The organism is Mycobacterium sp. IS-1264, assembly GCF_001954195.1.
Taxonomy (GTDB): Bacteria; Actinomycetota; Actinomycetes; order Mycobacteriales; family Mycobacteriaceae; genus Mycobacterium.
Genome location: NZ_MBES01000052.1, coordinates 17,733 through 43,821 on the forward strand (window position 1 = coordinate 17,733; position 26,089 = coordinate 43,821).

Consider the following 26,089-nt stretch of genomic DNA (forward strand, 5'->3'; position numbering starts at 1 on the left):
CGCGTTCCGCATCGTCGCTATGGGCGGATGGCACAATCCTCAGGGTGCGCATGTCAGCCAAGGCGGAGTATGCGGTGCGGGCGATGGTGCAGCTCGCGACGGCCAGCGCTGGCTCGCTGGTCAAGACGGATGACCTCGCGCACGCACAGGGCATACCGCCGCAATTTCTCGTCGATATCCTGACCAACCTGCGCACCGACCGCCTGGTGCGAAGCCACCGCGGCCGCGAAGGCGGCTACGAGCTGGCCCGGCCGGGAAACGAGATCAGCATCGCCGACGTGCTGCGCTGCATCGACGGACCGCTGGCCAGCGTCCGCGACATCGGGCTCGGGGACCTGCCGTACTCGGGCCCGACGACGGCGCTGACCGACGTCTGGCGCGCACTGCGCGCCAGCATGCGCTCGGTGCTGGAGGAAACGACGTTGGCGGATGTCGCAGCCGGAGCGCTGCCCAAGCATGTCGCGCAGCTCGCGAATGACTATCGGGCGCAGGAGAGCGTCCGGCACGGCTCACCGCACACGGGCGACTAGCCGCCCGAGCCGTAGGGGCGGGTGAGAATCTCCATGGCGTGGCCGGACGGATCCAGGAAGTACACCCCGCGCCCGCCATCGCGCTGGTTGATCTCACCGGGCCGCTGTTGGCGGGGATCCGCCCAGTGCTGCATGCCGCGCGATTTGATCTTGTCGTAGATCGCGTCGAACTCCGGCTCGGAGACGAGGAAGGCATAGTGCTGCCGCCGGATCTCCTCACCCTCGGGCGCGTCCGCGTAGTCGAGGCTGGCGCCGTGATCGAGTGAGAGAACCATGAAGTGGCCGAGCGGCTTCGGGCTGGGTAGGCCGAATAGGTCGGCGAGAAATTCCGCGGACTGCTGCTTGTCGCGCGAGGCGACGATGGTGTGGTTGAAACTGATGGACATAGTTCTTTCCAGTATTCCCTCGACATCAGCTCGTGGCGAGCACCACGGCGAGCACGTCGAGACGCCACAGCGCCTGAAAGAGCTCGCGAGCCACCTCAGCGGGCTGTGCGACGCTCGCCGCGATCTCACGGATGCTGCGGCGTCCGTCGACGAGTTGCACGAGGGGCAGCCGATCGGCGCTGAGCGTCAGCCTGGCGCCGCCGGGCCAGATGAGGTCGGCTTCGGACAAGACGCACGCGGTGCGGAATTCCGGAACGTAGTCCAGGGATTCGGCCGTCGAGAAGTCGATCGTGTACTGCTCTTTCGGACGGTCCGGGCGACACGCCATGAAGAAGTGCGTCGCATTCAGAGTTTGTATCCGCTCCATCGCCGACCAGAGTTTGATGTCAGGCAGTTCCGCCAGGGCGGCGTGAAATCTGCTCGACGGCAAGAGGATTTCGTGCGGATAGTACGGCGTCTTGTGAAACCAGCCCTGGAATTCGAGCCCCGCTGAGGAGACGAGCTCCAGGCACTCCTGGACCGTGTAGCTTCGCTGGCGGCCGTGTAAGAACGTGTCGACGACGGCGCCGTCGTCGTGCAGATCGCGTGCCACCTTGAAGTAATTCCGGACGGGATGCTCCGCGGGCAGCGTCGGGATCGCCTCCTTGACCAGCTGCACCGACGCGTCATCCTGGGACAGCCCCAAATCCCGGAAGACCGACTCGAGCAATTCGACCCCGATCCGGCCGTATTTCGCATAGAGCATCACACCGATCGTGCCGTCGCGCCGCAGGCAGCTGGCGAGTGCCTTCATGCCTTTCAAGGGATCCGCCATGTGGTGCAGCACGCCGGTGGACACGATCAGGTCGAAGTCTCGTTGCAGCGCTGACAACTCTTCGATCGCGAGCTTGTGCAGTTCGAGGTTGTGCAGCCCGTGCTTGTCCTTGAGGTAGTGCTGATGATCCAGCGCCGACTGGCTGACGTCGACCGCCACCACTTTGGCTGCCCGGTTGCTGAAGGCGAACACCGCCGCCTGATTCGCACCGCATCCCGCGATCAGGATGTCGAGGTCGGGTCGGTAGTCCCGGTCGGGCCACAAGATCCGATGGGATCGAAACGGGTCGAACCACTCCCAGTTCGTTTTGGAGTAGACCTCGAGGTCCTGGATCGGGGGCGGATAGCGCCACCGATCGTATTGCCGAGACACGACGTCGGCGCGCGGATCCTCGGTCACGGCTACTTCGGCGCCGTCAGCTCAAGGGCGATGTTGTCGGGGTCGCGGAACTCCAGGATGTACGACGGCCCGATGTCCTTGACCGGCTCGTGCTCGACACCGATTTCATCGAGATGTGTAGCCGCGGAATCCAATTCGGCCCTGGTGTTCAGCCGGAACGCGATGTGGTCGAGGCCGGCGCGGTCCTCGTGAAATCGGTCGGTGGCGACCGGCCGCAATCCGAGCAGCGTCCCGCCCAGGTCGTAGATCACGCCGCCGAACAGGAAGCTCAACTGATCGCGGGTTGCTTCGTCGGCATTCTCGGGGACCTCCAGCAACACCGGCCAATCGAAGACGCTTTCGTAGAACCGCCGGGATCGCTCGATGTCGCTGACCGTGAGGCGGACATGCGCGATCGAAGAACAGTTGACGCCCACGTGACCATGCTGCCACTTGAGGATCCGCATATTGAAGGCATGCCAGAATCGCCGTCGTGCGAATAGCCATGACGATGCCGGTGATGGAGCCGGATCTGGATGCGGGAATTTTGCAGAGCTGGGCCAGCGGCATCGACGAAGGACCGTTCTCGTCGCTGTGCTGGGGCGAGCGCATCGCTTTCGACAATCCGGACCACCTGACGCTGCTCGGGGCGCTGGCCGCGTGGACCGGCCGGGTACGGCTGGTGAGCACGGTGATCGTGCCGCAGCTGCACGACCCGGTGCTGCTGGCGAAGGCCCTGGCGACCGGCGACGTGCTCTGCGGCGGGCGCCTGACCGTGGGGGTCGGCGTGGGCGGCAGGCACGAGGACTACCACGCCGTCGGCGCCGATCCGGCGACCCAGACGATGCGCGCCTTGGCTGACCGCGTGGCGGTGATGAAGCGGGTGTGGGCCGGCGAAAAGATCAGCGAGTCGGTGCTGCCGGTGGGGCCGCTGCCGGTCCAGGCCGGTGGTCCGCCGCTGCTCGTGGGAAGCATGGGACCCAAGGCCATCCGCAGCGCGGCGGCCTGGGCCGACGGGTTGGCCGGCACCACCCTGGATCTGGACGCCGCCAAGCAGAACGAGTTGTTCGACGTGGCCCGGACGGCGTGGGCGCAGGCCGGCAAGCCGAAACCCCACCTGGTGACGTCGTTTTGGTTCGCGTTCGGGCCGCCCGAGGGCGCGCGCGCCCAGGTACATCGTCATCTGCGCCGCTATATGAACTGGATACCGCCGGAGTACGTCGACGCGATGGCACCGATGACCGGCTGGGCCGGCAGCGAAGACGAGTTGCTCGCCGTCCTGCGAAAGTTCGAAGCGATCGGCGCCGACGAGGTCCAGCTGATTCCGACCAGTTCGGATCTCGACCAGCTGCGCCGCGCGACCGACGTGGCTGGGCAGCTTTAGGCCGACGCGCGCTCAGTGGTATCGGGGCCGGCGGCAGGTTCCTGGGGAGGCTGCCCCTTGCGCAGCGTCGCCAGCAGCTCGCGGTAGGGGCCGACGAGGTAGACGGTGTCGCCGCCGCGAAGCCAGGCGTCGCGGCGCGGGTGGAGCGCGACGGGCGCGTCCTCGCGGGTGATCGCGATGACGCGGGTCTGGGTGGACAGCTCGAACATTTTCAGCCCGTCGAGTTCGCTGCCGGCCGCCACGTGCATGCCCCCGACCATGAACGAGCGCTGCCCGACGGAAAACGTCCCCAGCACTTGCAGGCCCATGGCGGCGCCGATGAACCACGGCGCGGCCAGTTCGACGGTCGACCGCACGTTTTCGAATCCGAACCGCTGCGCCACCGCGTTCCCCAGCGCGCGGTCGTATACGCGTAGCACCAGCGGCACGTCGGTCCGGACGACGTCGGGCATCACCCTGGGCCCGAGCATCTCGCGCAGCACGATTCCGGTCTCGATGTTCACCATGTCGTCCTGGGTCAGCACCGCTACCGCCCGGGCACGCGCAACACCGGCCGATTCCAGCGTCTGACGCAGCGTCGCGTCACCGAATATCACCGGCACGTCGAGGTCTGCCGCCGTCGACAAGTAGCGGTTGTTCTCGTCGCGTTCGACGACCGCCACGTCGTACCCGGCGTTGGTCAAATCGCTGACGACGCGGATGCCGAACGAACCCAGCCCGACGACGATGACGTGATTGCGCAGGTGGCGGGCCCGGCGCCGACCGGCCGAATGAACGAAACGCCGCGAGAGCAGCAGGTCGGCGATGAACGCGACAAGCAGTGCGGTGGTCGTGACGCCGGCGAACATCAGCATGATGCTGAACAGCCGCAGCCAGGTGGGCTGCGACAGGAAGCTGAAGTCGCCGTAACCCACCGTCGCCATCGTCTCGGTGCTGAAGTACAGAGCGTCGAGCCAGGACATTTTCGGATGCGGCTGATAGAACAGGCGCAACACGACTGTCGATCCGAGCAGCAGGGCGGCCGCCGCCAGCAGCGCTCGCGGGAACATCGGATTGAGGTCGTCCCGCACGCCGCGTATGGCATCGAGAGCTCGCCGCAGCCGGGGCCGGCGTGAGCGCCTCGCGGTGGAGCGGGGGATCTTGATGCCCCGGGTGGCCAGCTCGTCGGCGGTGCCGATCATTGCGGTCCAATCGCCGGCGTGCACCGGCAGATCCCGGCCCGGGCACACCTCCACCTCGTCCGGGGCGGAGGTGTTCTCGCCGTGAATCACCGCCACCGGCGCCAGGTCGCCGTAGATCTCGCGCAGCGTCGCGTTCCGCGGCGCCTCGGCGCCCGAGACCACGAATTTGATGCCAGCCGCCTCGAACGGGTGCGCGGTGTGCGCCAGACATGCCTCGACAACCGACGGCGCAGCGAGCTCCGCCACGTCCAGAATCGCGCCCGGCCGCTTGTCGGCAGTCAGAGCCGTGCGCAGGACGTCGTTGGCCAGCCGCGCCACCACCCGTACATTGGGGTTGGCTTTCCTTGCCAGCAGGGCGATTTCGAGATTGGTCGCGTCATCGTCTCCGGCGCAGACAACGGCGAGCGCGCGGGCCACCCCGGCGTCGGCGAGCTCGGCGGCAGTGGTGACTTTGACGATGTGCACGCCGGCGCTATTGAGCTCCTCGACGATCGTCGTGGCCAGCGCGTCGTCACCGCTGACGATGATGTGCCGACGCATGCTCACCCACGCTACCGTGCGGATTTGTCCCAGCAAAAGTGCCGCTTCGCACGACATCGTTGTGCCACAAGTAGAGTCGCAGCATGCCCACAGCCCAGCGCGGGCGCAGCAGCATCGAGATCGTCGCGCCGCCCGATCTCGTGTACGACCTCGTCGCTGACGTCACCCGGATGGGCGAGTGGAGCCCCGAATGCTATCGCTGCGAATGGCTGGATGGGACAACTGCGGCGGCCCCGGGCGCGCGGTTTCGCGGGTACAACCGGCGCGGTCCGCTGCGGTGGCAAAGGACGGCGGTGGTCGTTGTTGCCGACCGGGGCCGTGAATTCAGCTTCACCACGGTCAACGACGGCACTGGGCGTGAAGAAACGCGTTGGCTTTACACGATGGAGCCGTCCTCGTCCGGCACGTCGCTCACCGAGTCTTTTGAGTTCGTATGGTGTTCGGCGCCCACCCGACTCGCAGAAGCGCTGTTGCCGCGGGGACGTCAGGTCAACCAGGGGATCGAGGAGACGTTGCGGCGCATCAAACGGGCCGCCGAAACACCCGCCTCATAGATGTCGGGAGTGCGTCGACCGTGATACTGGCGGCGTGCCTTTCATCGAACGCGTCGCGTCCCGCGAAATCTATCGGAACCAGTGGATGGTGCTTCGAGAGGACGATATCCGCCGCGCCGACGGCAGCCCGGGCATCTTCGCGGTGGTGGACAAGCCGACCTATGCGCTCGTGCTGCCCTACGACGGCCAGCGTTTCCGCTTGGTCGAACAGTTCCGGTATCCCCTCGGCGCGCGGCGCTGGGAGTTTCCCCAGGGCACGGCCCCGGACCTGGCGGAAAGCGAGCCGTCCGAGCTGGCGGCGCGCGAGCTGCGCGAGGAAACCGGGCTACGTGCGGCATCGTTCGAGGCGCTCGGCCAGCTCGATGTGGCTCCGGGACTGAGCAGCCAACGGGGCTGGGTGTTCCTGGCGACCGGGATCTCCGAGGGCGAATCCCGCCGCGAGCACGAGGAGCAGGACATGCACAGCCAATGGTTCTCGCGCGACGACGTCGAGCGGATGATCCGCTCGGGTGTGATCACGGACTCGCAGTCGATCGCGGCCTACGCCCTGTTCCTGCTACGGGAGCGATGAGTTCTCGGTCTGGCATCGGTCAACACCGATATGACGATCACACAACGCAATCTCGACGGCTACGGGGCGCCGGCCATTCAGTGGGCTCGGGTCAAAGCCGTGCTCGACAGTCAGCTGACGCAGGCGCCGGAAACCGGCGGCCCGCAACGCCACACGGTGTGGCTCACCACGATCAATCCCGATGGCAGCCCGCATGTGATGCCGCTCGGGGTGCTTCCGTGGGAAGGCAGCTGGTACTTCACCTCCGGCCTGGCGACCAGGAAGTCGCGTAACTTGGCCCGCGATCCGCGATGCGTACTGTCCGTTGCCACCGATCCGTTCGATCTGGTTGTCGAAGGGCGCGCGCGGCGGGTCACCGACGCCGGTGAATTGGCGTCCGTCGCAGACGTTTTCGCGCGCGACGGGTGGCCTTGCCGGGTCGAGGGCGACGCACTGACGGCGGAGTTCAGCGCTCCCTCGGCCGGCCCCGCGCCGTGGCATCTCTATCGCGTCACGCCCGAGACGGTGTTCGCTCTCGGCACGTCGGAACCCTACGGCGCCACCAAGTTTCAGCTGGGCTAACTCGAAAAGACTACGCGGACAAACCGGCCGCGGCGCAGATCTGCTGGCGCGCGGCGGCGCGGTCGGCATCGGGAAATATGTAATGGCTCAACGCGGTTCGTGCGATAGCGCCGGCCAGAGCACGAGGGTCGACCGGCGTGAGGAAGGCACCCTCGCGGGCACAGCGCTGCAACACCGCCAACAGGCCTTCGGCGAGCATGGGTAGCGCCTGCGCCATCTGTTCGTGCGCGAAGCCCGGCTCGAGATCGAGCAGGCGCCCGGGTGGCTGGGCCTCGACGAAGGTCGCTACGACGTCGACCGCGGCTTCCAGTCGTGCGACCCCGACGACGCCCGACGTCGCTTCGTCCAATGCGGCGGTGAAGCGCCGGCGCTCGCGTTTTCCCAGCGCATCGATGAGCTCTTCCTTGGATACGAAGTAGCGGTAGATGGTCGGCCGGGACACCCCGGCCAGCGTCGCCACGTCGGACAGCGACAACTTGCGGGCGCCGGTCCGGAACGCGAGCCGCTGCGCCGCATCGAGGATTCGATCGGCGACCGACGCGGCAGGGCTTACAGCTTGCCGAGTTTGCGCAGCCATGAGATCAGCCGTCGCAGGCCGTCGTCGAAGGACATGGGCTCATACCCGAGGCGTCGGGTGGTCAGATTGTCGGTCGCTCTGGGCCGTCGGTTGGTCTTTGCCGCGGCCTCCGCGATCGCCATCAAGGTTGGCCCGAATTCGGCGGTCAGCGCCGCGGGATCGGTGCGGTAGTCGAGATCCTCGACACGGTGGTCGATTCCGGCGATCTCGCACGCGCGATTGATGCCACCGGCCGTGCTGAACGTGTCGTCGGGCCGCCCGACCAACAGGTATCGCTCGCCGGCCATCCCCTTGTCCAGCGCGGCGATGGCACCCTTCGCGACATCCGCCCCGGCGACCCACGTCACCGGAAAAGCCAGATAGCGCTTGATCTTTCCGCGCATGCCCGCCAGCAGCACCCGGTTGAAGCTGGTGCGGTGCAGGGCGCGTTCCACGACCAGGCCGGGCCCGAAGATCGCGCCCGGATGACACGTCAGCACGTCGTCGCCCGCGGCGGCACGCCGGTGCGCCTCGAGAAAGGCAGCCAGCTTGGTGACGGTGTAGGGGTCGCCGGGCGGGTTCTTCAGAACGGGTGCCTCTTCGAAATCGACGCCGGTGCTCAGGTCGAGGAACGTTGCGGTGCTCAGGGCGACCACCCGGCGCATGCCGTGGGCTTTGGCCGCATCCAGGACGTTGGTCGTCCCAACGGTGTTGACCGCTTTGAAGTCCTCCAGGTCCTGACTCGCGCCGCCCAGCAGCGCGGCGCAGTGGATGGCCGCCTCGGCGCCCTTCGCCGCGTGCAGCACGTCGTCGGCATCCCTGATGTCGCCCTTGACCAGCTCGACGCCGACCCCGGCCAGCGCCGCGGCGTCGTCGGGATCGCGAACCAGCGCGCGGACGTGGTCGCCCCGCTCGATCAGTTGCTGACAGACGTTGCCGCCGGTCTGACCCGTCGCGCCGGTGACGAAGATGGTGCCGGCCATCGCGGCCTCCCCGGTTGTTACATATCGAACAGATTTGGTTTTGACTGTAAACCTTGAAGTGGGAATGTTCTATATTCATCTCCATGACACTCGATCCCTCCAGCGTCCTCCTGACTGACCGCGTCGCGGTCGTCACCGGCGGAGGCGCCGGCATCGGCCGCGGTATCGCGGCCGGCCTGAAGGCCTTCGGCGCGCGGGTCGCGATCTGGGAACGCAACCCCGACTCGTGTGCGTCTGTGGCCGAGGAGATCGGCGCGCTGGGCCTGACCGTCGACGTCCGGGACAGCGCCGCGGTGGACGCCGCGCTGGCGCAGACGACGGCCGAACTCGGGACGGTGACGATCCTGGTCAACAACGCCGGCGGGGTTTTCTGGTCGGGGATCCTCGACACCAGCGAGAACGGTTGGGACGCGCTGTACAAGTCGAACCTGCGGCACGTCTACCTGTGCACGCAGCGGGTGGCGCGGATCCTCGTGGAGCAGACACTGCCGGGCAGCATCATCAGCGTCACCTCGATCGAGGGGGTGCGCGCCGCGCCCGGCTACGCGACCTACGCGGCGGCCAAGGCCGGTGTCATCAACTACACGAAGACCGCCGCGCTCGAGCTTGCGCCGCACGGCATTCGGGTCAACGCGCTGGCGCCCGACATCACGCTGACCGAGGGCATCAGGCAGATCGCGCCGCCGGGCTCCGAGCAGCGATTCGGCCTCACCGTCCCGATGGGGCGGGCGGGTCATGTCGATGAAATGGCCGGCGCGGCAGTCTTTCTCGCGTCCGACATGTCCAGCTACATCACCGGTCAGACGATTCATGTCGACGGCGGCACCCATGCCGCCAGCGGCTGGTATCACCACCCGGAGACCGGCGCGTACGCGCTGGGTCCGACGAGCGGTTAGTCGCCGGTGTCGAGGCCGACATGAGCGGACATCCCGCCGTCGATCGCAATCATCTGCCCGGTGATGTAGCGCGACGCGTCCGAAGCCAGGAAGACGACGAGATCGGCGACGTCCTTCGGTTGCCCGAGGTACGGCGTCAGCGTGGCGCGGCCGAGGCGGTCGATGACGTCCTCGGACAGGTGCGCGCGAACGGCGTCGGTGAGGATCAATCCGGGCACGATCGTGTTGGCCCGCACGCCGGCCTTTCCCTCGCTCGTCGCGACGTACATCGTCAGGGTGTGCACCCCAGCCTTCGAGACGCCGTAGGCCAGGCGGGTGCGGTCGCCTTTGAGTGCGGCCCCCGACGACATGTTGACGATGGATCCCCCTCCACCCCTTCGCATTTCGGGGACCGCGTGCTTGCACATCAGCAGCTGACTGCCGAGGTTGACCTGCACGGACCGCTGCCACACATCCAACGACATTTCGGTGACCGCGGTGTCCCGCGACAAGAAGTCGCTGGCTGTCAGGGCCGCGTTGTTGTGCAGCACGTCGATGCGGCCGAACTCCGCCACGGTCGATTCCACCACTTCTCGCGCTGTCGCCTCCTGCGCGAGATCGCCGCCGAGCGCGATCGCGCGGGCCCCCGTTCGCCGAATCTCCTCGGCGACCCCGGCGGCCTTCGCCTCGTCGACGTCGACCACGGCGACGGCGGCGCCCTGGCGGGCCAATTCGTGCGCCGTTGCCGCACCGATTCCGCCCGCACCCCCGGTGACTATCGCGACCTTTTCGGCAAGTCTGGACATCGAGTTCTCCCAATCATCGGGGCTTTTCGGCCCCGCACAAGAAAGTTAGCCTGATTTATGCCGCGTATTGCGCCAATCCCAATGGAAGAGCTGAGCTCGCGCTCCCGCGAAATCGTGGAGGCCGGCGTTGCCGCCGGGCTCTACGCGACTCCGGTGCCCCTGCAGATATTCGCGTATCGCAGCGCACAACTCGAACAGGTCGACATGGCCCGACACCACCTGGGTGCGGGCAGCCTGCTCGGCGGCCGCATCCTGGAGTTGCTGCGCATCCGCAGCGCCCAACTCGGCGAATGCGAACCCTGTAGCCAATCGCGCAAGCATGACTCGATCACCGACGAGGATGTGGCATGCCTGCTCGCGCCGGGCCACGGCTCGCTGACCCCCCAGGAGCAGATGGCCATCGAGTTCCTCGACCTGCTTTCCGCCGACCACCACGCCATGGACGACGAGTTCTACAAGCGTCTCGGGGAGCATTTCACCGCCGCGCAGATCATCGAGTTGGGGTTCACCTGCGCCGGCGTGATGGGCGTGCACCGGTTCATCCACACCCTCGACGTCTACGGCGATTCACCGCCCGTCATCGGCTACGACCGGGATCAGATCGACAGCACGAAGCCGGAGTGACGGAGCTCGGAACCGTTCGGCGACATAGAGTTTCAGCTGTGTCCGTGCCGATATCCCGCTGTGTCGTCGACCCAGCACCATGTAGGCGATGCGGTCGAGGGTGGTGCGACGGATTGCGGTGTTCGGCGGTATCACGCTGGCGATCCTCGGCACCACAGTCGTGGCGGCCCACGCGGCGATGCCGGCATGGAACGGCAAATATTCGCTGGTGAGATACGCGGTCAACAAGACGGGCACGAGCGCTGCCGCCGGCCAGGCCGAACCAACATTCAGTGCCGACTACGTCTTCGTGACGTCGTGCGCGTCGGGCACCTGCGTCGCCACCGCCACCGATGGGCCCGTGCCGAAGAACCCAACGTTGCCGCAGCCGTCGCATTACACCTGGGACGGGACTCGATGGGTTGAGCACTTCGACTTCCAATGGGACTGCTACATGGGGGACGGGATCCCGAAAGTCTGGTCACCAGCGAAGTCGTGGGCGTTCTACGCGCCCCAACCCGACGGTTCGCTGCGTGGCACCTGGCACACCGACATCGCGGGCGGGCCGTGCGGCGGAAGCGTCGAAATGCCGGTGGCGGCGTTTGCCGCGCGGCCCGGATGAGGTCCGCCGTCCGTATACACCGGCCTGCGCCCGCAAACCCGCTGCAGCCGGTTGCGACACGGTCACGGATGCATACCCATTCGCAGCGCACTGGTCACAAAAGCCCCAGTAGTCACTATCGTCACATAGGCCAGCCGCAGACGTCAATGCGACGTCTCGCCCCCCGAAAGGTGTGACCTTTGTCGGCGATTCTTCGAGGCACTTCGCTATGGGTGGTGTCGACGGCCGCTATCGCATTCATCGTTGCGTTGGGCCCGGCGCCATCGGCGAATGCCACTCCTTGCGGCGCGCCCGAGGCGAACGTGGATCCACCCCCGCGGCAGGAGATGCCCGCGCCGCAGCCCGTCGTGGTGCCGCCGACGGGGCGCCGACCCACCCATACGAATGACCAGGCGCCGCTCCCCAAGCTGGGCCCGCTGATCCAGTCCTTCCTCAGGCCGACTGCTCCCGGGCAGCGATACTCGGCCCCACTGCAACCTCAAGCCGGGGTGGTGCCGCCGCCCGGGCCTAACCCGCCCGCGCCGGGCTTCCCGCAGACGCCCAATGCCACGCAGCTGCAGCCGAATGCGGCACCGAATCCTCAGCCGGCACCGCAACCGGCGCCTCAGCCGGCGCCGCCGCCCCCCGCCAATATCGCGGGGGCGCCGACGTCGCTCGTCGACTGGGTGACCGGACCCAACGGCCCCAACAAAACGCTGCAGCGATTCGGTATCTCCGGAACGGACCTCGGGATCATTTGGGACAACGGCGATCCCGCCAACCGGCAGGCCCTGATGGCGTTCGGTGACACGTTCGGCTACTGCAAGGTTCGCGGCCAAGAATGGCGGTACAACGTACTGTTCCGCAGTAACGACCGTGACCTGTCCAAGGGTATCCACGTCGCGGATGGTGTGCCCAATAACAATTATTCGGGCTCACCGGTGTGGAACAACGGCCTGTCCAAGCAGGTGGTCAACTCCATCCACAAGGCAGCGCACGAGACGGGAATCATTCCGACGTCGGCCATCTCGATCGGGCGAACCCAATACATGAACTACATGTCCATCCAGCATTGGGGCCGCGACGGTGAATGGACGACGAACTACTCGGCGATCGCGAGATCCCTTGACAACGGCCAGAACTGGGGGATCTACCCCGGCTCCATCCGCACGGCCTCGGCCGACGCGGTTCCGGGCGTCGGGTTCACCCCAGGCAACGAGAATTTTCAGATGGGTTCGTTCATGCGGGGTAACGACGGTTACCTCTACTCGTTCGGGACCCCGTCGGGACGTGGCGGCGCGGCGTACCTGTCGCGAGTCCCCCCGAACGCTTTGCCCGACCTCACCAAGTACCAATACTGGAACGGCGATAACGGCGGGCGCTGGGTCCCGAACAATCCGGGCGCGGCGACGCCGGTTTTCCCGGGGCCCGTGGGTGAAATGTCGTCCCAGTACAACAGCTATCTGAAGCAGTACTTGGTGCTCTACACCAACGGCGGCAGCAACGACGTCGTGGCCAGGACGGCGCCGGCTCCCCAGGGACCGTGGAGTCCCGAGCAGCCGCTGGTGTCGTCGTTCCAGATGCCCGGTGGGATCTACGCCCCGATGATTCATCCCTGGTCGTCGGGCAGGGACCTGTACTTCAACCTGTCGCTGTGGTCGGCCTATGACGTGATGTTGATGCACACTGTGCTGCCCTAGCCTTTCGGCTTGACCTGCGGTGATGCCGCGTTTGTGTAATAGTGTGTGCCTGATGAAGAGACAAGCAGCAGTGGCGATCGCTATCGGGGCCGCGTTCGTGGCAACGCCGGTCGCGCATGCCGACAACAACTGGATCGCCATGGCGATGTCGGATTCCACCGGGCAGATCAAGTTCGTTGACGGTGGGACCAGTCAAGGTGCCGCCGAGCAGAAGGCGATGGAGACGTGTCGCAAGGCCATCAGCGACTGTCGTCTGCTGGCCAGCGGGCAGGGTGGGTGCATCGCGCTCGTTTTGAACAGCGCGAAAACCAAATATTTCGGCGGCTGGGGCCCGACCCGCGAAGAAGCCGAGGCGGCCGCACTAGGGATCGCCGGCGGCGGAACGGTCCAAGCCGGGCACGGCCACTGTCAAGGTGATGGGGGCGCCGGCGGGGGCTAGGTGCACCCGCTGATGTGGATTCGGCGCCCGGCTCCGACGCAGACGCTTACCGGCGGCGGGGGTGGTGGCGGCGGAAAGTCCTGCGGCAGTGGCGCATAGTCGGCTGGCGGCGGCACGTAGGTGTTGACCGTGTCGGCCACATTGGTGCAGCCGCTCACCGAAACACGCCTGCCGACGCTCGCGCAGACGTCGGCGTTGGCCACGCCGGAGGGCTGCACGACGGCATATATCTCAGGAATCGATGTAAGGGCCAACACCGTAATCCCCGCGGCGATCCCAGACCGGACCAACAGGGTCATCGCGATCTCCTTTCCATCTCCGATCGCGTTAGGGAGCGACGCCCTGCCCAAGTAGCGGGGTCCACTGGCAACGCTGCCTGATGTCAGTCAACGGCTGACGGATGCCCTCAAGGTCGGCTTGCTCTTGTGGGTTGGCGCTGAAGTAGTTCTGCACGTCGCCTTGGATCTGATCCTTGGGCTGATCCTGGAGGCCGGTGTAGAAGCCATTCACGTCGGGGTGAGTGAACAGGTAGGTCGACAGTGCCGTCGCGACACCGGCCGCGACACTGGCGACGTCCGCGGCCGTGCAGTTGGGCGGGCGGGGCGGCGGATCGGCCGCGGCGGTCCCAGCGGTGGCGCACCACAGCGCGCCCGTGGCCGCGGCAGCGCCGATCGCGCCGACAACCACCCGGCGCGGAAAGATTTCTGAGAGGAACATCGCTGGCTCCTTCCTGCGGTAAACGATCCGGCCGCACCCGATAGCCGCCTCAAGCTAAGTAGACATCAACAACGGCCTGCTCCGATATAGCTACGCCGCCGCGATCGTCGACATCAGGGGACGCAGCGTCTGGAACAGCGGCTGACGATCCCGCAGATAGAAGTGGCCGCCCCGGAGGATCTGCACGGAGAAGTCCGCCGTTGTCCGCGAACGCCATTCGCGCAAGTCGGATTCACTCACGAGCGGGTCCTCGCTGCCGCCGAAGACATGGATCGGGCAGGGCAGCTGGGCTGTGTCGTCTTCCTCGTCGGTCATGCACAGCCGCAAGTCGTGTCGAGTGGTGGTGACGGCTCGCTCGTGCAGGGTCGGCCATCGCGTTAGTTGGGGAGGGAGCCCGCCCAGGTCCGACAGCAGCGTCGCAAGCTGGTCGTCGTCGAGGAGGTCCACGGCATGCAGTGGCGGCGGAAGGTGCGGTGGGCCATAGGCGGAGAGGAAGACCGCCCGTGGCAGCGGCGATCCCTGCGCGGCGCGCACGCACGCCAATCGGTATGCCTGCAGGGCGCCGAAACTGTGGCCGAAGAACATGTGCGGTTCGTCGAGATCGGACCGCAGCTGATCGTTCACCTCGTCGACGAGCTGCCGCAGCGTGGTGAAGCGCTGCCGGTCGGCGACCTCGACCGGAATCACGTCGATCGCCGGTCTCAGTGCCTTACCCCAGGCGTTGAATGCCAACCCGCCGCCCCCGGCGTGGTGAAAGCAGAACAACTTCACGGTGTCAGTCGCCTTTCTCGTCGAGGCTTACTGAAACCGCGCTCCGGCAAGCCCTTTGAGGGGATGCCAGAGGAAACCCTGCGGTCGCAGGTGTCGGCGGCGAGTGTTCCGAGCCGGGCCCGGGTGGCCAGCGTTCACCAGCTTCAGCTCATCGGCCAGCGCCTTGATCATGAAGCGGATCTGTTCGGCTGAATGGCAGCTGGTGACAAAGAATCGAACCCTCGCTTCTTCTTCCGGCACGGCGGGAAAGATGATCGGGTCGGCATTGATGCCGCGGCGCTGCAGCGCATACGAGAGTTGCAGCGCCTTGGTCGAGCTGCCGACGACGACCGGGATCATCGGGGCGCTCGCTGGGTCGCCGGTGTCGATGTCGGCTTCGCGGGCCAGGCTCATGAAGAGCGCTTCATTCGCGCGCCGCCGGCGCAGGTGTTCGAGTAGCGTCCAGCGCCCGGTGGCTCTCCGTTTTGCCGCCGCAGGCGCGATCGTGTCGAGGCAACGGTTGGTGTTCATGCTGTGCTCCGTACTTTCGTGGGGCGGACCCGGGTGGGCCGCGCTCACAGGTAGGAGCCTCGGGCTCCGCTGACGTGGACAGTTTTTTCCGAAGGAGTTTGTGGACCGGCGGAGCCGGAGCCCGGACACTTGTCCGCGCTGGTGGCGGGGGCACAGTATGGAGAGGGGGGTTCGGACCCAGAGGAGAAACCGATGACCCCGGACGGTCTGATTAGTCGCATAGGTTTGGGCGCCGCGTCGCTCGCGATCGCACTTGCGCTTCCCTCAGTTGCCTCCGGCGATACTCCATCCTGGAACGGCGACTACGCGATCACGTTCATCGTCGGTCCAAAGGACGGGACGAGCGTGGCGGCCAGTCAGCCTGAGGTGCAATACACCGATACGTACACGTTCCATTCGAGCTGTGCGAGCGGCAAGTGTGTCGCCACGATCGTTGGCGGCCCGCCGCCGAGGAACCCGACCGTTCCGCAACCGGTTCAATTCACCTGGGATGGGTCATCATGGACGCAAGCCAGCGATTTCCAGTGGGATTGCATGATGCCCGACACCTCAATCCAATGGAGTCCGGCCCGAGGCACCACCCGCTACACGCCCCAACCCGACGGCTCACTTTCCGGCACCATGCACACCGAGATCCTGAGCGGTCCATGCCAGGGCACGCTTGACATCAACATGACTGCCCAGCGCGTGTGAAAGTCGTCAGCGATCGCCGAGATCAGGGGACGCTGCGTCTTGAACAGCGGCTTGCTGAAATCGCTGTGCGGCAAGCTAATTGGCGGATGTTTAGAAATTTTGCGGAGCTAGCTGCGTGCGTTCACCAGCTCCAGCTCCTCGGCCAATGCGTTGACCATGAACCGGATCTGGTCTTCCGAGTAGCAGCTGGCGACAAAGAACTGCAGGCCCGCTTTGTCTTCCGGCGCAAAAAGGATCGGGTAGGCATTGATGCCGCGTCGCATCAGGGCCCCCGACAGGCGTAGCGCCTTGATCGAGCTGCCGACGATGCACGGGATCACGGGGCTGTCGGCGCGCTCCTCGGTTGCGATGCCGGCTTCATGCGCCAGGCTCAGGAAAAGCGCGGCATTCTGGCGCCGCCGGAATTGGTGTTCGAGTAGTGCCCTGCGCCCAGTGGCTCTACGTATCGCCGCCGCGGGCCCGACCATGTCCAGGCAGGGGTTGATGTTCACGCTGTGCTCCGTACTTTCGTGGGCGGACCCGGGTGGACCGCGCTCACAGCTAGGAGCGTCTGACTCGGCTAACGCGGACAGTTTTTCCCGGACAACTTTGGGAACCGGCGGTCGGACGACTGTCCACGCCTAATCAGGGCGGACGGTGGACGCTACTCGTTATTCACCCGTCAACGGTCTATGGGATGGACCTGCAAACGGCCCTGGTGAGGAAGCTCCCCGGCAGGAACTCAGCGGATAACGATGCCGACGCGGCCCAAGCACGAGCCGACGCGGCGTCCGCGTACAAGTCAGCCTTTGCGGGCGACGTCTTGGCTCAGGATCTGGGGCCAGGTCTCGACATCGGCCGGGGTGTGCGCCACGGTGAGCGTTGACCGCGGCATCAGTGCGGCAAGCGATTCCGCTGTCGACATCGGATGCGCGGGGTCGCCGACCCAGGCCAGAATCGTCGTCGGCACATCGATTCGTGCGACCGCTTCGTGAGCGGGCAGGTCGCTGAGAGCCGCGCCCCGAAACAGTGACGGCAGCAGCGCGTCGGCCACATCGGGAACCGTTTCGGGCCTGCCGACCGTGGCTGGCGGCGGAGTCGCCCCACGCGACGACGCGATGAAGGCACCGACACCCTCGGTTTCGATGAAGTCGGCCGCAGCCCGGTAGATCGCCGCCTGCACGGGCCGGGTTTCCCACGCGGTGGCCGGCACCATCAGCGTGAGGCCGGCGAAGCGGTCCGGCTCGCGGGCGGCAGCGTGCAGCAGCGTGCCGGCACCCATGGACGGGCCGACTCCGTGCACCTGCTCGCCGGGAAACCATTTGTCGAGCAGCTGCAGAAGATCCTCGGCAAGGCTTTCCCATCGGTAATCCTCCGGGACCTTGCGCCCTGTCGACTTGCCATGGCCGCGTGCGTCGTACCGCAGCAGTCGGGTCCCGCTTAGGCCCCTGCCGAGGTCGAGATTGAGCACCCGGTCACGCGCGCGGCTGGAGGTGAGCCCGTGCAGTTGAACTACCGGATGACCACCTTCGTCGCTCAGTTCAACCGCAAGCTCCGCTCCGGGAACCACGAAAGTGGACATCACCCAACTCGTTTCACGACCCGACGGCTCGCCCCGCGCTGACCGAGCATTCAGGCTAACTGGGGCGTTAGGGTACCGCCATGCGGCTGACGAACGTGGCGCACCTGCGGCTGCCCTTCGGGCGACTCTGGGGCTACGACGTGTCGGTGTCTGACCTCGGCCGGCAGCTCCCGGTGTCTTTCGACCAGCGCATACACGTCGGTGCGGGCGCACGACCCGGTTCCTGGATGGCTCTGTCCATTCGGTTGCCGGCGGGGGTGAGCCGCCAATCGTTGGCCGATGCGTGGCTGGGCGTGATCGCCCGCCACGGCACCCTCCGAACGGCATTCACACCCGGGGCGGACGGCGATCCGCAGCTGCATGAGATCGATGTTCACCCAGGCAAGTGGGTAGAGCACGAGATCACTCCGGGCCAGGCGGTAAACGACGCACTTCGAGTAGTTCTCAATGCGACATGCTCGCCCTACCAGCGGCCCTCACATCGGTTGTGTGTGTTGGAGACTGCCGCCGGATTAACGGTGGTGATCGCTGCTGACCACGCCCATGTGGACATGTGGTCGATGCTGGTGATTGCCCGGGACCTGTTGTCGATGCTCGCCGACGCGCGGATCGGACGCACGTCGTCGCCGCAGCCACCGCCGGCATTTGTCGTGCACACGCAAGCACTGTTGGACCGTCCGGCCGCACCGGAACGCGTGCGCGCGCGATGGGCACAAATCATCAGCGACAGCGGCGGGGTGATGCCACGGTTTCCGCTGCCGTTGGGTGCGTCCGGGCCGCATCCGGAACGCGTTGAAGTGCGCGACGTGTTCGATGTCGATGACGGCGCCGCGTTCGTCGCGCAGGCACGGGAAGACGGTGTCTCGACGCTGGCACTCGCTGTGGTCGCCATGACTGCGGTGACCCGCGAGTTGGCCGGGGCGCCGCTGCGCGCGGTCTTCCCCGTGCACAGCCGATTTGAAGACAAATGGCACGACTCGGTGGGTTGGTTCATCACCAATTCGGTCCTGGAGTCGGCGGTTGCCGAGCCGCACGCCGCGGCCGCCGCCGTCAAAGAAGCCGTGCAGCTTGGTTCCTGGCCACTGGCCGACGTACTGGCTCCGTGGGGTGGAATGCCCACCGCGCCAGGCATGTTCGCGATTTCCTGGTTGGACCAAAGCAGACTTCCGGTGCGCATCGACTCGGTCGGACTCGACGCTCAGTATGTGAGCGCGAGCGTTGACACCGACGGCGTCATGCTCTGGTTCATCCAGGACGAGTCCGGGCTACATCTGCGATGCCGCTACCCGGATACCGCGGAGGCACGAACCAACGTCGGGGCGTGGCTGGACCTGTTGGTGGCGCGTCTACAGGCACTCGCACAGTCCTCGGTTCGAGGACTGCTGCAGGTAGCGGGCCGTACCTATCGGGTGCAGCGCGCGACGCGCGAACACGTGGGGGTGATCGCCCAGCTGCTCTCCGACGATGAATTCGGTCAGGATCGCGAAGACGCCGAACTCGAACGCTACGAGGCGGCCTACGACATTGTCGTTCGCAACCGATCCAACTATCTCGGGGTCGTCCTGGACGGGTCCGATACGGTCGTCGCGACTGTGCAATTGACGATCATCCCCGGCCTTTCCCGCGGCGGCGCCACCCGGCTGCAGATCGAGGGATTACGGGTCGCCAAAGCCGAACGCGCACAGGGTCTTGGTACTGCACTTGTCGAGTGGGCGCACAGCTACGGCCGAGCGCGCGGGGCACGGCTGGCGCAGGTGACCACCGACGAGGCTCGCGAAAGGGCCCGGGCGTTCTATCGCCGGCTCGGGTACCACGCCGCCCACGTCGGGCTGAAATGCACGATCTGAGTCCGGTTTACTCCAGTGGCGCTCAAGAACCACCTCTGACCTGCTTAAATGCGTTGTGCCCCCGGCAGGATTCGAACCTGCGGCCTTCTGCTCCGGAGGCAGACGCTCTATCCCCTGAGCTACGGGGGCGCAAAACGCGATGCTGCGCCATCGGGCCCAGCCAGAGTAACGCATGGACGTGACGGCCGTGACGATGCCACAGATCAAGAGGCCCGCGCCTGCGCACTCGGGCGCAGCGCCCCGGGTGATCGCCCGGTGTGTTTCTTCACCAGTCGGTGCAGAGTCGCCGGATCGGCCAACCCCACCGCGGCGGCGATCTCCTCGAATGGCATGCGGGTGGTGCGCAACAGATGTAGCGAGCGTTCGAGGCGAACCCGCTGCACCAGCTGCAACGGACTGAGGCCCACGGCGTTTCGCGTCCGGCGCACTCTTCGAGCGGCTACGGTCGATCCTGCACGGAAAAATCTTCCATTCGGACTTACTGGCCTCGGCGAGGGTGTAATTACTGTGAGCATGCGTTTCATCTATGTTGGTGCGGCGGTCGGTATGGCCATCGCCGCCCCGGTCATGGCATCGGTTGTGCTGAATGGGCCGTCCGCTCGCGCTGACAACCGCGCTTCCCAGACCTATTACGAGGGTTGCATGTTAGGTATTCCGGGCACCGCGGGGCGGCAAATCGAAGTGAATAGGCTCTGGTTCGTGATGCGGCAGGATCTCAATTCCGGTGTTCCCAACGAGGCATTTCAGAAGGCGGAAATTCAAAAGATACAGCAGATGGGATTCGACCAGGACGTTGCTGAAAATGCCGTGCGTTGTTTTTATTTCAGCACCCCTTATTTAGACGACAACCCATAGGACAGGACCTGGGCGCTGCCATGCTGGGTAATCCTAGTTAGTGACTACCTAAGCAAGGTCATGAAATCGGGGGGCGCGACAACACAGTCGTTGCGCCATTGGGCCCCGACAGACTAACGCATGGCGGTGGCGGCGCCGCCACCGTAATGGATTCGGGCGTAGGGACTGAAGCCCATAGGATGGACGTTCGTGACCCCCGCTGACCTGGCTGAGCTGCTCAAAACCACCGCTGCTGCGGTGCTTGCCGAGCGCGGGCTGGATGCTGCCGTTTTAACGCAGCCGGTCACCGTGGAGCGGCCCCGCAACCCCGAGCACGGCGACTATGCCAGCAACCTGGCCATGCAGCTGGGCAAGAAAGTCGGCGCTAATCCGCGTGAGCTGGCCGGATGGCTCGCCCAAGCGCTGGCCCAGGCCGACGGCATCGCCTCGGCCGAAGTCGCCGGGCCGGGCTTCATCAACCTGCGCCTAGAGGCGTCCGCCCAGGCCAAGGTCGTCAACGACGTGCTTGACGCCGGGGACCACTACGGCCATTCCGGGGCCCAGGCCACCCACAAGGTCAACCTGGAATTCGTCTCGGCCAACCCGACCGGTCCCATCCACATCGGCGGCACCCGCTGGGCCGCCGTCGGCGACGCGCTTGGCCGGCTGCTGTCCACGCAGGGCGCCGACGTCGTGCGCGAATACTATTTCAACGACCACGGCGCCCAGATCGACCGCTTCGCCAGCTCGCTGATCGCCGCGGCCAAAGGCGAACCGGCCCCGGCCGATGGCTACGCCGGCACCTACATCACCGACATCGCCGCGCAGGTATTACAGCAGGCGCCCGACGCGCTGAACCTGCCCGAACCGGACATGCGCGAGACTTTCCGCGCGATCGGCGTCGACTTGATGTTCACCCACATCAAAAAGTCGTTGCACGAGTTCGGCACCGACTTCGACGTCTACACCCACGAAGACTCGATGCACACCAGCGGCCGAGTCGACCAGGCCATCGCCAGTCTGCGCGAGACCGGCAACATCTACGAGAAGGACGGCGCAACCTGGTTGCGCACCAGTGCTTTTGGTGACGACAAGGACAGGGTCGTGATCAAGAGCGACGGCAAGCCGGCCTATATCGCCGGCGACATCGCCTACTACTTGGACAAGAGGCGGCGCGGCTTCGACCTGTGCATCTACATGCTCGGCGCCGATCACCACGGATACATCGCCCGGCTCAAAGCAGTGGCCGCCGCCTTCGGCGACGACCCGGCCACGGTCGAGGTGCTCATCGGGCAGATGGTCAACCTGGTCCGCGACGGCCAGCCGATCCGGATGAGCAAGCGGGCCGGAACGGTGATCACGCTCGACGACCTCGTCGAGGCCATCGGGGTCGACGCCGCGCGCTACAGCCTGATCCGCTCGTCGGTGGACACGCCGATCGACATCGACCTGGCGCTGTGGTCCTCGGCATCGAATGAAAACCCGGTCTATTACGTGCAATACGCGCATGCCCGGCTTTCCGCGCTGGCCCGCAACGCCGCCGAACTGGGCCTGATCCCCGACACCGCGCACCTCGAGCTGCTCAGCCACGACAAGGAGGGCGCGCTGCTGCGCACCATCGGCGAATTCCCGCGGGTACTCAACACGGCGGCCTCCCTGCGCGAACCCCACCGCATATGCCGTTACCTAGAAGACCTTGCCGGCGACTACCACCGGTTCTACGACTCGTGCCGGGTGTTGCCGCAGGGCGACGAACAGCCCACCGACCTGCACACCGCGCGGCTGGCGCTGTGCCAGGCCGCTCGCCAGGTCATCGCCAACGGGCTGGCGATCCTCGGAGTCACCGCCCCGGAGCGAATGTGAACGTCCATCCCGCCGGTCCCCGGCACGCCGAAGAGACCCGGCACACCGAGAGTCCGCCGCGGCCGCAATCCGCCGAGGAGCTGCTGCGGTTGGCGCCGAATGTGTGGCCGCGCAACACAGCTCGCGACGACGCCGGTATCGCCAGCATCGCCGGCGTTCCCCTGACCGACCTCGCCCAGGAGTACGGAACGCCGCTGTTCGTCATCGACGAGGACGACTTCCGCTCGCGCTGCCGAGAAATCGCGTCGGCCTTCGGCGGCGGCCACAACGTCCACTACGCCGCCAAGGCTTTCTTGTGCAGCGAGGTCGCCCGCTGGATCGACGAGGAAGGCCTCTCGCTCGACGTGTGCACCGGCGGGGAGCTGGCGGTGGCACTGCACGCCGATTTCCCGCCGGAGCGGATCACCTTCCACGGCAACAACAAATCGGTCGCGGAGCTGACCGCCGCGGTGAAAGCCGGTGTGGGCCATGTCGTTTTGGACTCGATGACCGAAATCGAGCGCCTGGAGTCGATCGCGGCCGAGGCCGGTGTCGTCCAGGACGTCTTCGTTCGGCTCACCGTCGGCGTCGAAGCCCACACCCACGAGTTCATCTCCACCGCGCACGAGGACCAGAAGTTCGGCCTGTCGGTGGCGAGCGGCGCGGCGCTGGCGGCGGTGGGCCGGGTGTTCGACGCCGATCACCTGCGACTGGTCGGGTTGCACAGCCATATCGGTTCGCAGATCTTCGACGTCGCCGGCTTCGAACTGGCCGCGCACCGCGTCATCGGCCTGCTGCACGAGATTGTCGACCAATTCGGGGTCGACAAGACCGCGCAGATCTCGACGGTGGATCTGGGTGGCGGCCTGGGTATTTCGTACCTGGCCTCCGACGATCCGCCGCCGATGGCCGAACTCGCGGCCAAGTTGAGCGCCGTCGTCAGCAACGAGTCGGCGGCGGTCGGGCTGCCCGCGCCTCGGCTGGTCGTCGAGCCCGGCCGCGCCATCGCCGGACCGGGCACCATCACCTTGTACGAGGTCGGCACCGTCAAGGACGTCGACGTGAGCGCCACGGCGAACCGGCGCTACGTCAGCGTCGACGGCGGCATGAGCGACAACATCCGCACGGCGCTCTATGACGCGCAATACGATGTCCGGCTGGTCTCGCGGGCCAGCGATACGCCGGCGGCGCTGGCCCGCATCGTCGGAAAGCACTGCGAGACCGGTGATATCGTCGTGCGCGACGCTTGGGTGCCCGGCGACCTGCGCCCCGGCGACTTGCTGGGAGTGGCGGCCACCGGCGCCTACTGCTATTCGCTCTCGAGTCGTTACAACATGATCGGCCGGCCCGCCGTGGTCGCCGTGCGTGCGGGGCGGTCCCGTCTGATCCTGCGCCGCGAGACGGTCGACGATCTGCTGAGTTTGGAGGTGAACCGTGCCCGGTGACGAAAAGCCGGTCGGCGTGGCGGTACTGGGTTTGGGCAACGTCGGTAGCGAGGTTGTCCGGATCATCGAGGACAGCGCGCAGGACCTCGCAGCTCGCGTCGGTGCACCCGTGGTGCTCCGCGGCGTCGGAGTGCGCCGCGTCGCCGACGATCGCGGCGTCCCGATCGAGCTGCTGACCGACAACGTCGAAGAGCTCGTCTCGCGCAAGGACGTCGACATCGTCGTGGAATTGATGGGGCCGGTGGAGCCGTCCCGTAAGGCGATCCTGTGCGCCCTCGAACACGGCAAGTCCGTCGTCACGGCGAACAAGGCGTTGCTGTCCACCTCCACCGGGGAATTGGCGCAGGCCGCTGAAAGCGCGCACGTCGACCTGTATTTCGAGGCGGCGGTCGCGGGCGCAATCCCGGTCATCCGCCCGCTCACCCAATCACTGGCGGGCGACACGGTGCACCGGGTGGCCGGCATCGTCAATGGCACCACGAACTACATCCTCTCGGAGATGGACAGCACCGGTGCCGACTACGAGAGCGCGCTGGCCGACGCGAGCGCGCTGGGCTACGCCGAGGCCGACCCCACCGCCGACGTCGAGGGCTACGACGCCGCGGCCAAGGCCGCGATTCTGGCATCCATCGCCTTCCACACCCGGGTGACCGCCGACGACGTCTACCGCGAAGGCATCACGGAGATCACCCCGGCCGACTTCGTGTCCGCACGGTCCCTGGGCTGCAACATCAAGCTGCTGTCCATCTGTGAGCGCATCACGGGTGACGATGGCCAGCAACGGGTTTCGGCCCGCGTCTACCCGGCGCTGGTGCCCATGTCGCATCCCCTGGCCACGGTCAACGGGGCATTCAACGCCGTTGTCGTCGAGGCCGAGGCCGCGGGGCGGCTGATGTTCTATGGCCAGGGGGCCGGGGGAGCGCCCACCGCATCGGCGGTGACCGGTGACTTGGTGATGGCCGCCCGCAACCGGGTGTTGGGCAGCCGTGGCCCGAGAGAGTCGAGGTATGCCCAACTGCCCATCGCACCAATGGGTTTCATCAATACCCGCTATTACGTCAGCATGAACGTCGCCGACAAGCCCGGCGTCTTGTCCTCGGTGGCGGCGGAATTCGCCAAGCGCGAGGTGAGCATCGCCGAGGTCCGCCAGGAAGGCGTGGTCGACGACGGCGGGCGACGGGTGGGAGCCCGGATCGTGGTGGTCACCCACACCGCCACCGACGCCGCGCTTTCCGAAACCGTCGATGCCCTCGCCGATTTGGACTCTGTGCACGGCGTGGCGAGCGTGCTGCGACTGGAAGGGACCAGCCTATGAGCGCCCCCCGGGCGACCCCGACGGCCACGCACCAGCCGTGGCCGGGCGTGATCGCGGCATACCGCGACCGGTTACCGGTCGGCGACGATTGGACGCCGGTCACGCTGCTCGAGGGCGGCACCCCGCTGATCGCCGCGACCCGGCTGTCGGAAAAGACCGGCTGCACGGTCCATCTCAAGGTCGAGGGCCTCAATCCCACCGGCTCCTTCAAGGACCGGGGCATGACGATGGCCGTCACCGACGCGTTGGCCCGCGGCCAGCAGGCGGTGTTGTGCGCGTCGACGGGAAACACCTCGGCCTCGGCGGCGGCATATGCCGCGCGCGCCGGGATCACGTGCGCGGTGCTGATACCGCAGGGCAAGATCGCGATGGGCAAGCTGGCGCAGGCGGTCATGCACGGCGCCAAGATCATCCAGATCGACGGCAACTTCGACGACTGCCTGGAACTCGCCCGCAAGATGGCCGCCGACTTCCCGACCATCTCGTTGGTGAACTCGGTGAACCCGGTGCGCATCGAGGGTCAGAAGACGGCGGCCTTCGAAATCGTCGACGCACTGGGCGCAGCACCGGACATACACGCCCTTCCCGTCGGCAACGCCGGCAACATCACCGCGTACTGGAAGGGCTACACCGAGTATCACCAAGCGGGTGTGATCGACAAGCTGCCCCGCATGCTGGGCACCCAGGCCGCCGGCGCGGCGCCGTTGGTATTGGGTGAACCGGTCAGCCACCCCGAAACCATTGCCACCGCAATCCGCATCGGCGCACCGGCGTCGTGGACCGCCGCGGTTGCGGCGCAGCAGCAATCCAACGGGCGGTTCCTGGCCGCCACCGACGAGGAGATTCTCGCGGCGTATCACCTGGTCGCCAGCTGCGAAGGCGTCTTCGTCGAGCCGGCCTCCGCCGCCAGCATCGCGGGGCTACTCAAGGCCATCGACGACGGTTGGGTCGCCCGCGGGTCGACGGTGGTGTGTACGGTGACCGGCAATGGCCTCAAGGATCCCGACACGGCGCTGCGGGACATGCCGAGCGTGTCCGCCTTGCCCGTCGATCCCGTGCTCGTCGTCGAGAAGTTGGGGCTGGCCTAGTGGT

General features: G+C 66.4%; 31 protein-coding genes and 1 tRNA gene. 17 read left to right on the forward strand and 15 right to left on the reverse strand.

What is annotated here, in order from left to right; genetic code table 11:
- The first annotated feature begins 44 nt into the window (after positions 1 to 44).
- Entirely contained in the window at positions 45 to 530 is a 486-nt protein-coding gene (locus tag A5744_RS08985) for an RrF2 family transcriptional regulator (protein ID WP_076060219.1), read from the forward strand.
- On the opposite strand, the gene A5744_RS08990 is transcribed toward A5744_RS08985, so the two are convergent.
- The 3 genes from A5744_RS08990 to A5744_RS09000 are packed head-to-tail and all read right to left on the reverse strand — an operon-like array spanning position 527 to position 2,545.
- Positions 527 to 916 (reverse strand): VOC family protein, encoded by a 390-nt coding sequence (locus A5744_RS08990; protein ID WP_076060221.1) that lies wholly within the window; start codon positions 914 to 916, stop codon positions 527 to 529. The genes A5744_RS08985 and A5744_RS08990 overlap by 4 nt on opposite strands.
- Positions 917 to 941: 25 nt before the next feature.
- Complete coding sequence (locus A5744_RS08995) at positions 942 to 2,129, reverse strand: class I SAM-dependent methyltransferase (protein WP_076060222.1); 1,188 nt, start codon at positions 2,127 to 2,129, stop codon at positions 942 to 944.
- 2 nt (positions 2,130 to 2,131) lie between these two features.
- A complete protein-coding gene (locus A5744_RS09000; RefSeq protein WP_076060646.1) occupies positions 2,132 to 2,545 on the reverse strand; it encodes a VOC family protein in 414 nt (137 codons plus the stop codon).
- Positions 2,546 to 2,613: 68 nt separating this feature from the next.
- Between A5744_RS09000 and A5744_RS09005 the strand changes: the two genes are divergently transcribed.
- Positions 2,614 to 3,492 carry an LLM class flavin-dependent oxidoreductase gene (locus A5744_RS09005; protein WP_076060224.1) on the forward strand — a complete coding sequence of 293 codons (879 nt, stop codon included), beginning with the start codon at positions 2,614 to 2,616 and terminating at the stop codon, positions 3,490 to 3,492.
- Here A5744_RS09005 and A5744_RS09010 read toward each other — a convergent pair.
- The gene (locus A5744_RS09010; RefSeq protein WP_076060226.1) at positions 3,489 to 5,213 is read right to left on the reverse strand and encodes an NAD-binding protein; all 1,725 of its coding nucleotides are present in this window, start codon (positions 5,211 to 5,213) and stop codon (positions 3,489 to 3,491) included. The two genes, A5744_RS09005 and A5744_RS09010, sit on opposite strands and share 4 nt — an antisense overlap.
- Positions 5,214 to 5,296: 83 nt before the next feature.
- Between A5744_RS09010 and A5744_RS09015 the strand changes: the two genes are divergently transcribed.
- The 3 genes from A5744_RS09015 (at position 5,297) to A5744_RS09025 (ending at position 6,899) form a co-directional block, all read left to right on the forward strand.
- Positions 5,297 to 5,767: an SRPBCC family protein gene (locus A5744_RS09015; RefSeq protein ID WP_076060228.1), complete on the forward strand. Its 471-nt coding sequence runs from the start codon at positions 5,297 to 5,299 to the stop codon at positions 5,765 to 5,767.
- A gap of 85 nt (positions 5,768 to 5,852) precedes the next feature.
- Entirely contained in the window at positions 5,853 to 6,338 is a 486-nt protein-coding gene (locus A5744_RS09020) for an NUDIX hydrolase (protein WP_170874461.1), read from the forward strand.
- 30 nt (positions 6,339 to 6,368) lie between these two features.
- Positions 6,369 to 6,899 (forward strand): pyridoxamine 5'-phosphate oxidase family protein, encoded by a 531-nt coding sequence (locus A5744_RS09025; RefSeq protein WP_076060232.1) that lies wholly within the window; start codon positions 6,369 to 6,371, stop codon positions 6,897 to 6,899.
- A gap of 10 nt (positions 6,900 to 6,909) precedes the next feature.
- On the opposite strand, the gene A5744_RS09030 is transcribed toward A5744_RS09025, so the two are convergent.
- The gene (locus A5744_RS09030; RefSeq protein ID WP_076060234.1) at positions 6,910 to 7,476 is read right to left on the reverse strand and encodes a TetR/AcrR family transcriptional regulator; all 567 of its coding nucleotides are present in this window, start codon (positions 7,474 to 7,476) and stop codon (positions 6,910 to 6,912) included.
- Positions 7,449 to 8,438 (reverse strand): NAD-dependent epimerase/dehydratase family protein, encoded by a 990-nt coding sequence (locus A5744_RS09035; RefSeq protein WP_076060236.1) that lies wholly within the window; start codon positions 8,436 to 8,438, stop codon positions 7,449 to 7,451. Before A5744_RS09035 ends, A5744_RS09030 begins: the two co-directional genes overlap by 28 nt.
- Before the next feature lie 83 nt (positions 8,439 to 8,521).
- On the opposite strand from A5744_RS09035, the gene A5744_RS09040 reads away from it, so the two are divergent.
- Positions 8,522 to 9,334, forward strand: a complete 813-nt coding sequence (locus tag A5744_RS09040) for an SDR family oxidoreductase (RefSeq protein ID WP_076060238.1) — start codon at positions 8,522 to 8,524, stop codon at positions 9,332 to 9,334.
- On the opposite strand, the gene A5744_RS09045 is transcribed toward A5744_RS09040, so the two are convergent.
- Positions 9,331 to 10,119 (reverse strand): SDR family oxidoreductase, encoded by a 789-nt coding sequence (locus A5744_RS09045; protein WP_076060240.1) that lies wholly within the window; start codon positions 10,117 to 10,119, stop codon positions 9,331 to 9,333. The two genes, A5744_RS09040 and A5744_RS09045, sit on opposite strands and share 4 nt — an antisense overlap.
- 81 nt (positions 10,120 to 10,200) lie before the next feature.
- Between A5744_RS09045 and A5744_RS09050 the strand changes: the two genes are divergently transcribed.
- From A5744_RS09050 to A5744_RS09065, 4 genes are all read left to right on the forward strand, one after another.
- A complete protein-coding gene (locus A5744_RS09050; protein ID WP_240563004.1) occupies positions 10,201 to 10,743 on the forward strand; it encodes a carboxymuconolactone decarboxylase family protein in 543 nt (180 codons plus the stop codon).
- A gap of 178 nt (positions 10,744 to 10,921) precedes the next feature.
- Positions 10,922 to 11,344 carry a hypothetical protein gene (locus tag A5744_RS09055; protein WP_076060648.1) on the forward strand — a complete coding sequence of 141 codons (423 nt, stop codon included), beginning with the start codon at positions 10,922 to 10,924 and terminating at the stop codon, positions 11,342 to 11,344.
- A 179-nt stretch (positions 11,345 to 11,523) separates the two neighbouring features.
- Positions 11,524 to 13,023: a DUF4185 domain-containing protein gene (locus A5744_RS09060; RefSeq protein ID WP_076060244.1), complete on the forward strand. Its 1,500-nt coding sequence runs from the start codon at positions 11,524 to 11,526 to the stop codon at positions 13,021 to 13,023.
- Between the two features lie 49 nt (positions 13,024 to 13,072).
- Positions 13,073 to 13,462, forward strand: a complete 390-nt coding sequence (locus A5744_RS09065) for a DUF4189 domain-containing protein (protein WP_170874462.1) — start codon at positions 13,073 to 13,075, stop codon at positions 13,460 to 13,462.
- Here A5744_RS09065 and A5744_RS09070 read toward each other — a convergent pair.
- The 4 genes from A5744_RS09070 to A5744_RS09085 all read right to left on the reverse strand — a co-directional run bounded on the left by A5744_RS09070 (position 13,459) and on the right by A5744_RS09085 (position 15,508).
- Positions 13,459 to 13,761, reverse strand: a complete 303-nt coding sequence (locus A5744_RS09070) for a hypothetical protein (protein ID WP_076060247.1) — start codon at positions 13,759 to 13,761, stop codon at positions 13,459 to 13,461. The genes A5744_RS09065 and A5744_RS09070 overlap by 4 nt on opposite strands.
- 28 nt (positions 13,762 to 13,789) lie before the next feature.
- Positions 13,790 to 14,179: a heme-binding protein gene (locus A5744_RS09075; RefSeq protein ID WP_076060248.1), complete on the reverse strand. Its 390-nt coding sequence runs from the start codon at positions 14,177 to 14,179 to the stop codon at positions 13,790 to 13,792.
- Between the two features lie 90 nt (positions 14,180 to 14,269).
- Positions 14,270 to 14,950 (reverse strand): alpha/beta fold hydrolase, encoded by a 681-nt coding sequence (locus tag A5744_RS09080; RefSeq protein WP_076060250.1) that lies wholly within the window; start codon positions 14,948 to 14,950, stop codon positions 14,270 to 14,272.
- A gap of 27 nt (positions 14,951 to 14,977) precedes the next feature.
- Positions 14,978 to 15,508, reverse strand: a complete 531-nt coding sequence (locus A5744_RS09085) for a hypothetical protein (RefSeq protein WP_139331294.1) — start codon at positions 15,506 to 15,508, stop codon at positions 14,978 to 14,980.
- 144 nt (positions 15,509 to 15,652) lie between these two features.
- Here A5744_RS09085 and A5744_RS09090 point away from each other — a divergent pair, with 144 nt between their 5' ends.
- Positions 15,653 to 16,153 (forward strand): hypothetical protein, encoded by a 501-nt coding sequence (locus A5744_RS09090; protein ID WP_076060254.1) that lies wholly within the window; start codon positions 15,653 to 15,655, stop codon positions 16,151 to 16,153.
- 107 nt (positions 16,154 to 16,260) lie between these two features.
- Here A5744_RS09090 and A5744_RS09095 read toward each other — a convergent pair whose 3' ends face one another.
- Together A5744_RS09095 and A5744_RS09100 are read right to left on the reverse strand one after the other, a co-directional pair.
- Positions 16,261 to 16,644 carry a hypothetical protein gene (locus A5744_RS09095; RefSeq protein WP_076060255.1) on the reverse strand — a complete coding sequence of 128 codons (384 nt, stop codon included), beginning with the start codon at positions 16,642 to 16,644 and terminating at the stop codon, positions 16,261 to 16,263.
- Between the two features lie 290 nt (positions 16,645 to 16,934).
- The gene (locus A5744_RS09100; RefSeq protein ID WP_076060257.1) at positions 16,935 to 17,714 is read right to left on the reverse strand and encodes an alpha/beta fold hydrolase; all 780 of its coding nucleotides are present in this window, start codon (positions 17,712 to 17,714) and stop codon (positions 16,935 to 16,937) included.
- Between the two features lie 80 nt (positions 17,715 to 17,794).
- On the opposite strand from A5744_RS09100, the gene A5744_RS09105 reads away from it, so the two are divergent.
- A complete protein-coding gene (locus A5744_RS09105; protein WP_076060258.1) occupies positions 17,795 to 19,561 on the forward strand; it encodes a GNAT family N-acetyltransferase in 1,767 nt (588 codons plus the stop codon).
- Positions 19,562 to 19,617: 56 nt separating this feature from the next.
- Here the strand turns inward: A5744_RS09105 and A5744_RS09110 are convergent.
- Both A5744_RS09110 and A5744_RS09115 read right to left on the reverse strand, forming a co-directional pair.
- Positions 19,618 to 19,690 (reverse strand) — tRNA-Arg (locus A5744_RS09110).
- 74 nt (positions 19,691 to 19,764) lie between these two features.
- Positions 19,765 to 19,989 carry a helix-turn-helix domain-containing protein gene (locus A5744_RS09115; RefSeq protein WP_076060260.1) on the reverse strand — a complete coding sequence of 75 codons (225 nt, stop codon included), beginning with the start codon at positions 19,987 to 19,989 and terminating at the stop codon, positions 19,765 to 19,767.
- A gap of 79 nt (positions 19,990 to 20,068) precedes the next feature.
- On the opposite strand from A5744_RS09115, the gene A5744_RS09120 reads away from it, so the two are divergent.
- From A5744_RS09120 to thrC, 5 genes are all read left to right on the forward strand, one after another.
- On the forward strand, positions 20,069 to 20,416 hold the full coding sequence (locus tag A5744_RS09120) for a hypothetical protein (protein WP_076060262.1): 348 nt from the start codon (positions 20,069 to 20,071) through the stop codon (positions 20,414 to 20,416).
- Positions 20,417 to 20,605: 189 nt separating this feature from the next.
- The gene (argS, locus tag A5744_RS09125; protein ID WP_076060264.1) at positions 20,606 to 22,258 is read left to right on the forward strand and encodes an arginine--tRNA ligase; all 1,653 of its coding nucleotides are present in this window, start codon (positions 20,606 to 20,608) and stop codon (positions 22,256 to 22,258) included.
- Positions 22,255 to 23,682, forward strand: coding sequence for a diaminopimelate decarboxylase (gene lysA / locus A5744_RS09130; protein WP_076060266.1), 1,428 nt, complete (start codon positions 22,255 to 22,257; stop codon positions 23,680 to 23,682). The genes argS and lysA overlap by 4 nt, the downstream gene beginning before the upstream one ends.
- Entirely contained in the window at positions 23,672 to 24,997 is a 1,326-nt protein-coding gene (locus A5744_RS09135) for a homoserine dehydrogenase (RefSeq protein WP_076060268.1), read from the forward strand. Before lysA ends, A5744_RS09135 begins: the two co-directional genes overlap by 11 nt.
- Entirely contained in the window at positions 24,994 to 26,085 is a 1,092-nt protein-coding gene (gene thrC, locus A5744_RS09140; protein ID WP_076060270.1) for a threonine synthase, read from the forward strand. The genes A5744_RS09135 and thrC overlap by 4 nt, the downstream gene beginning before the upstream one ends.
- Positions 26,086 to 26,089: the final 4 nt, after the last annotated feature.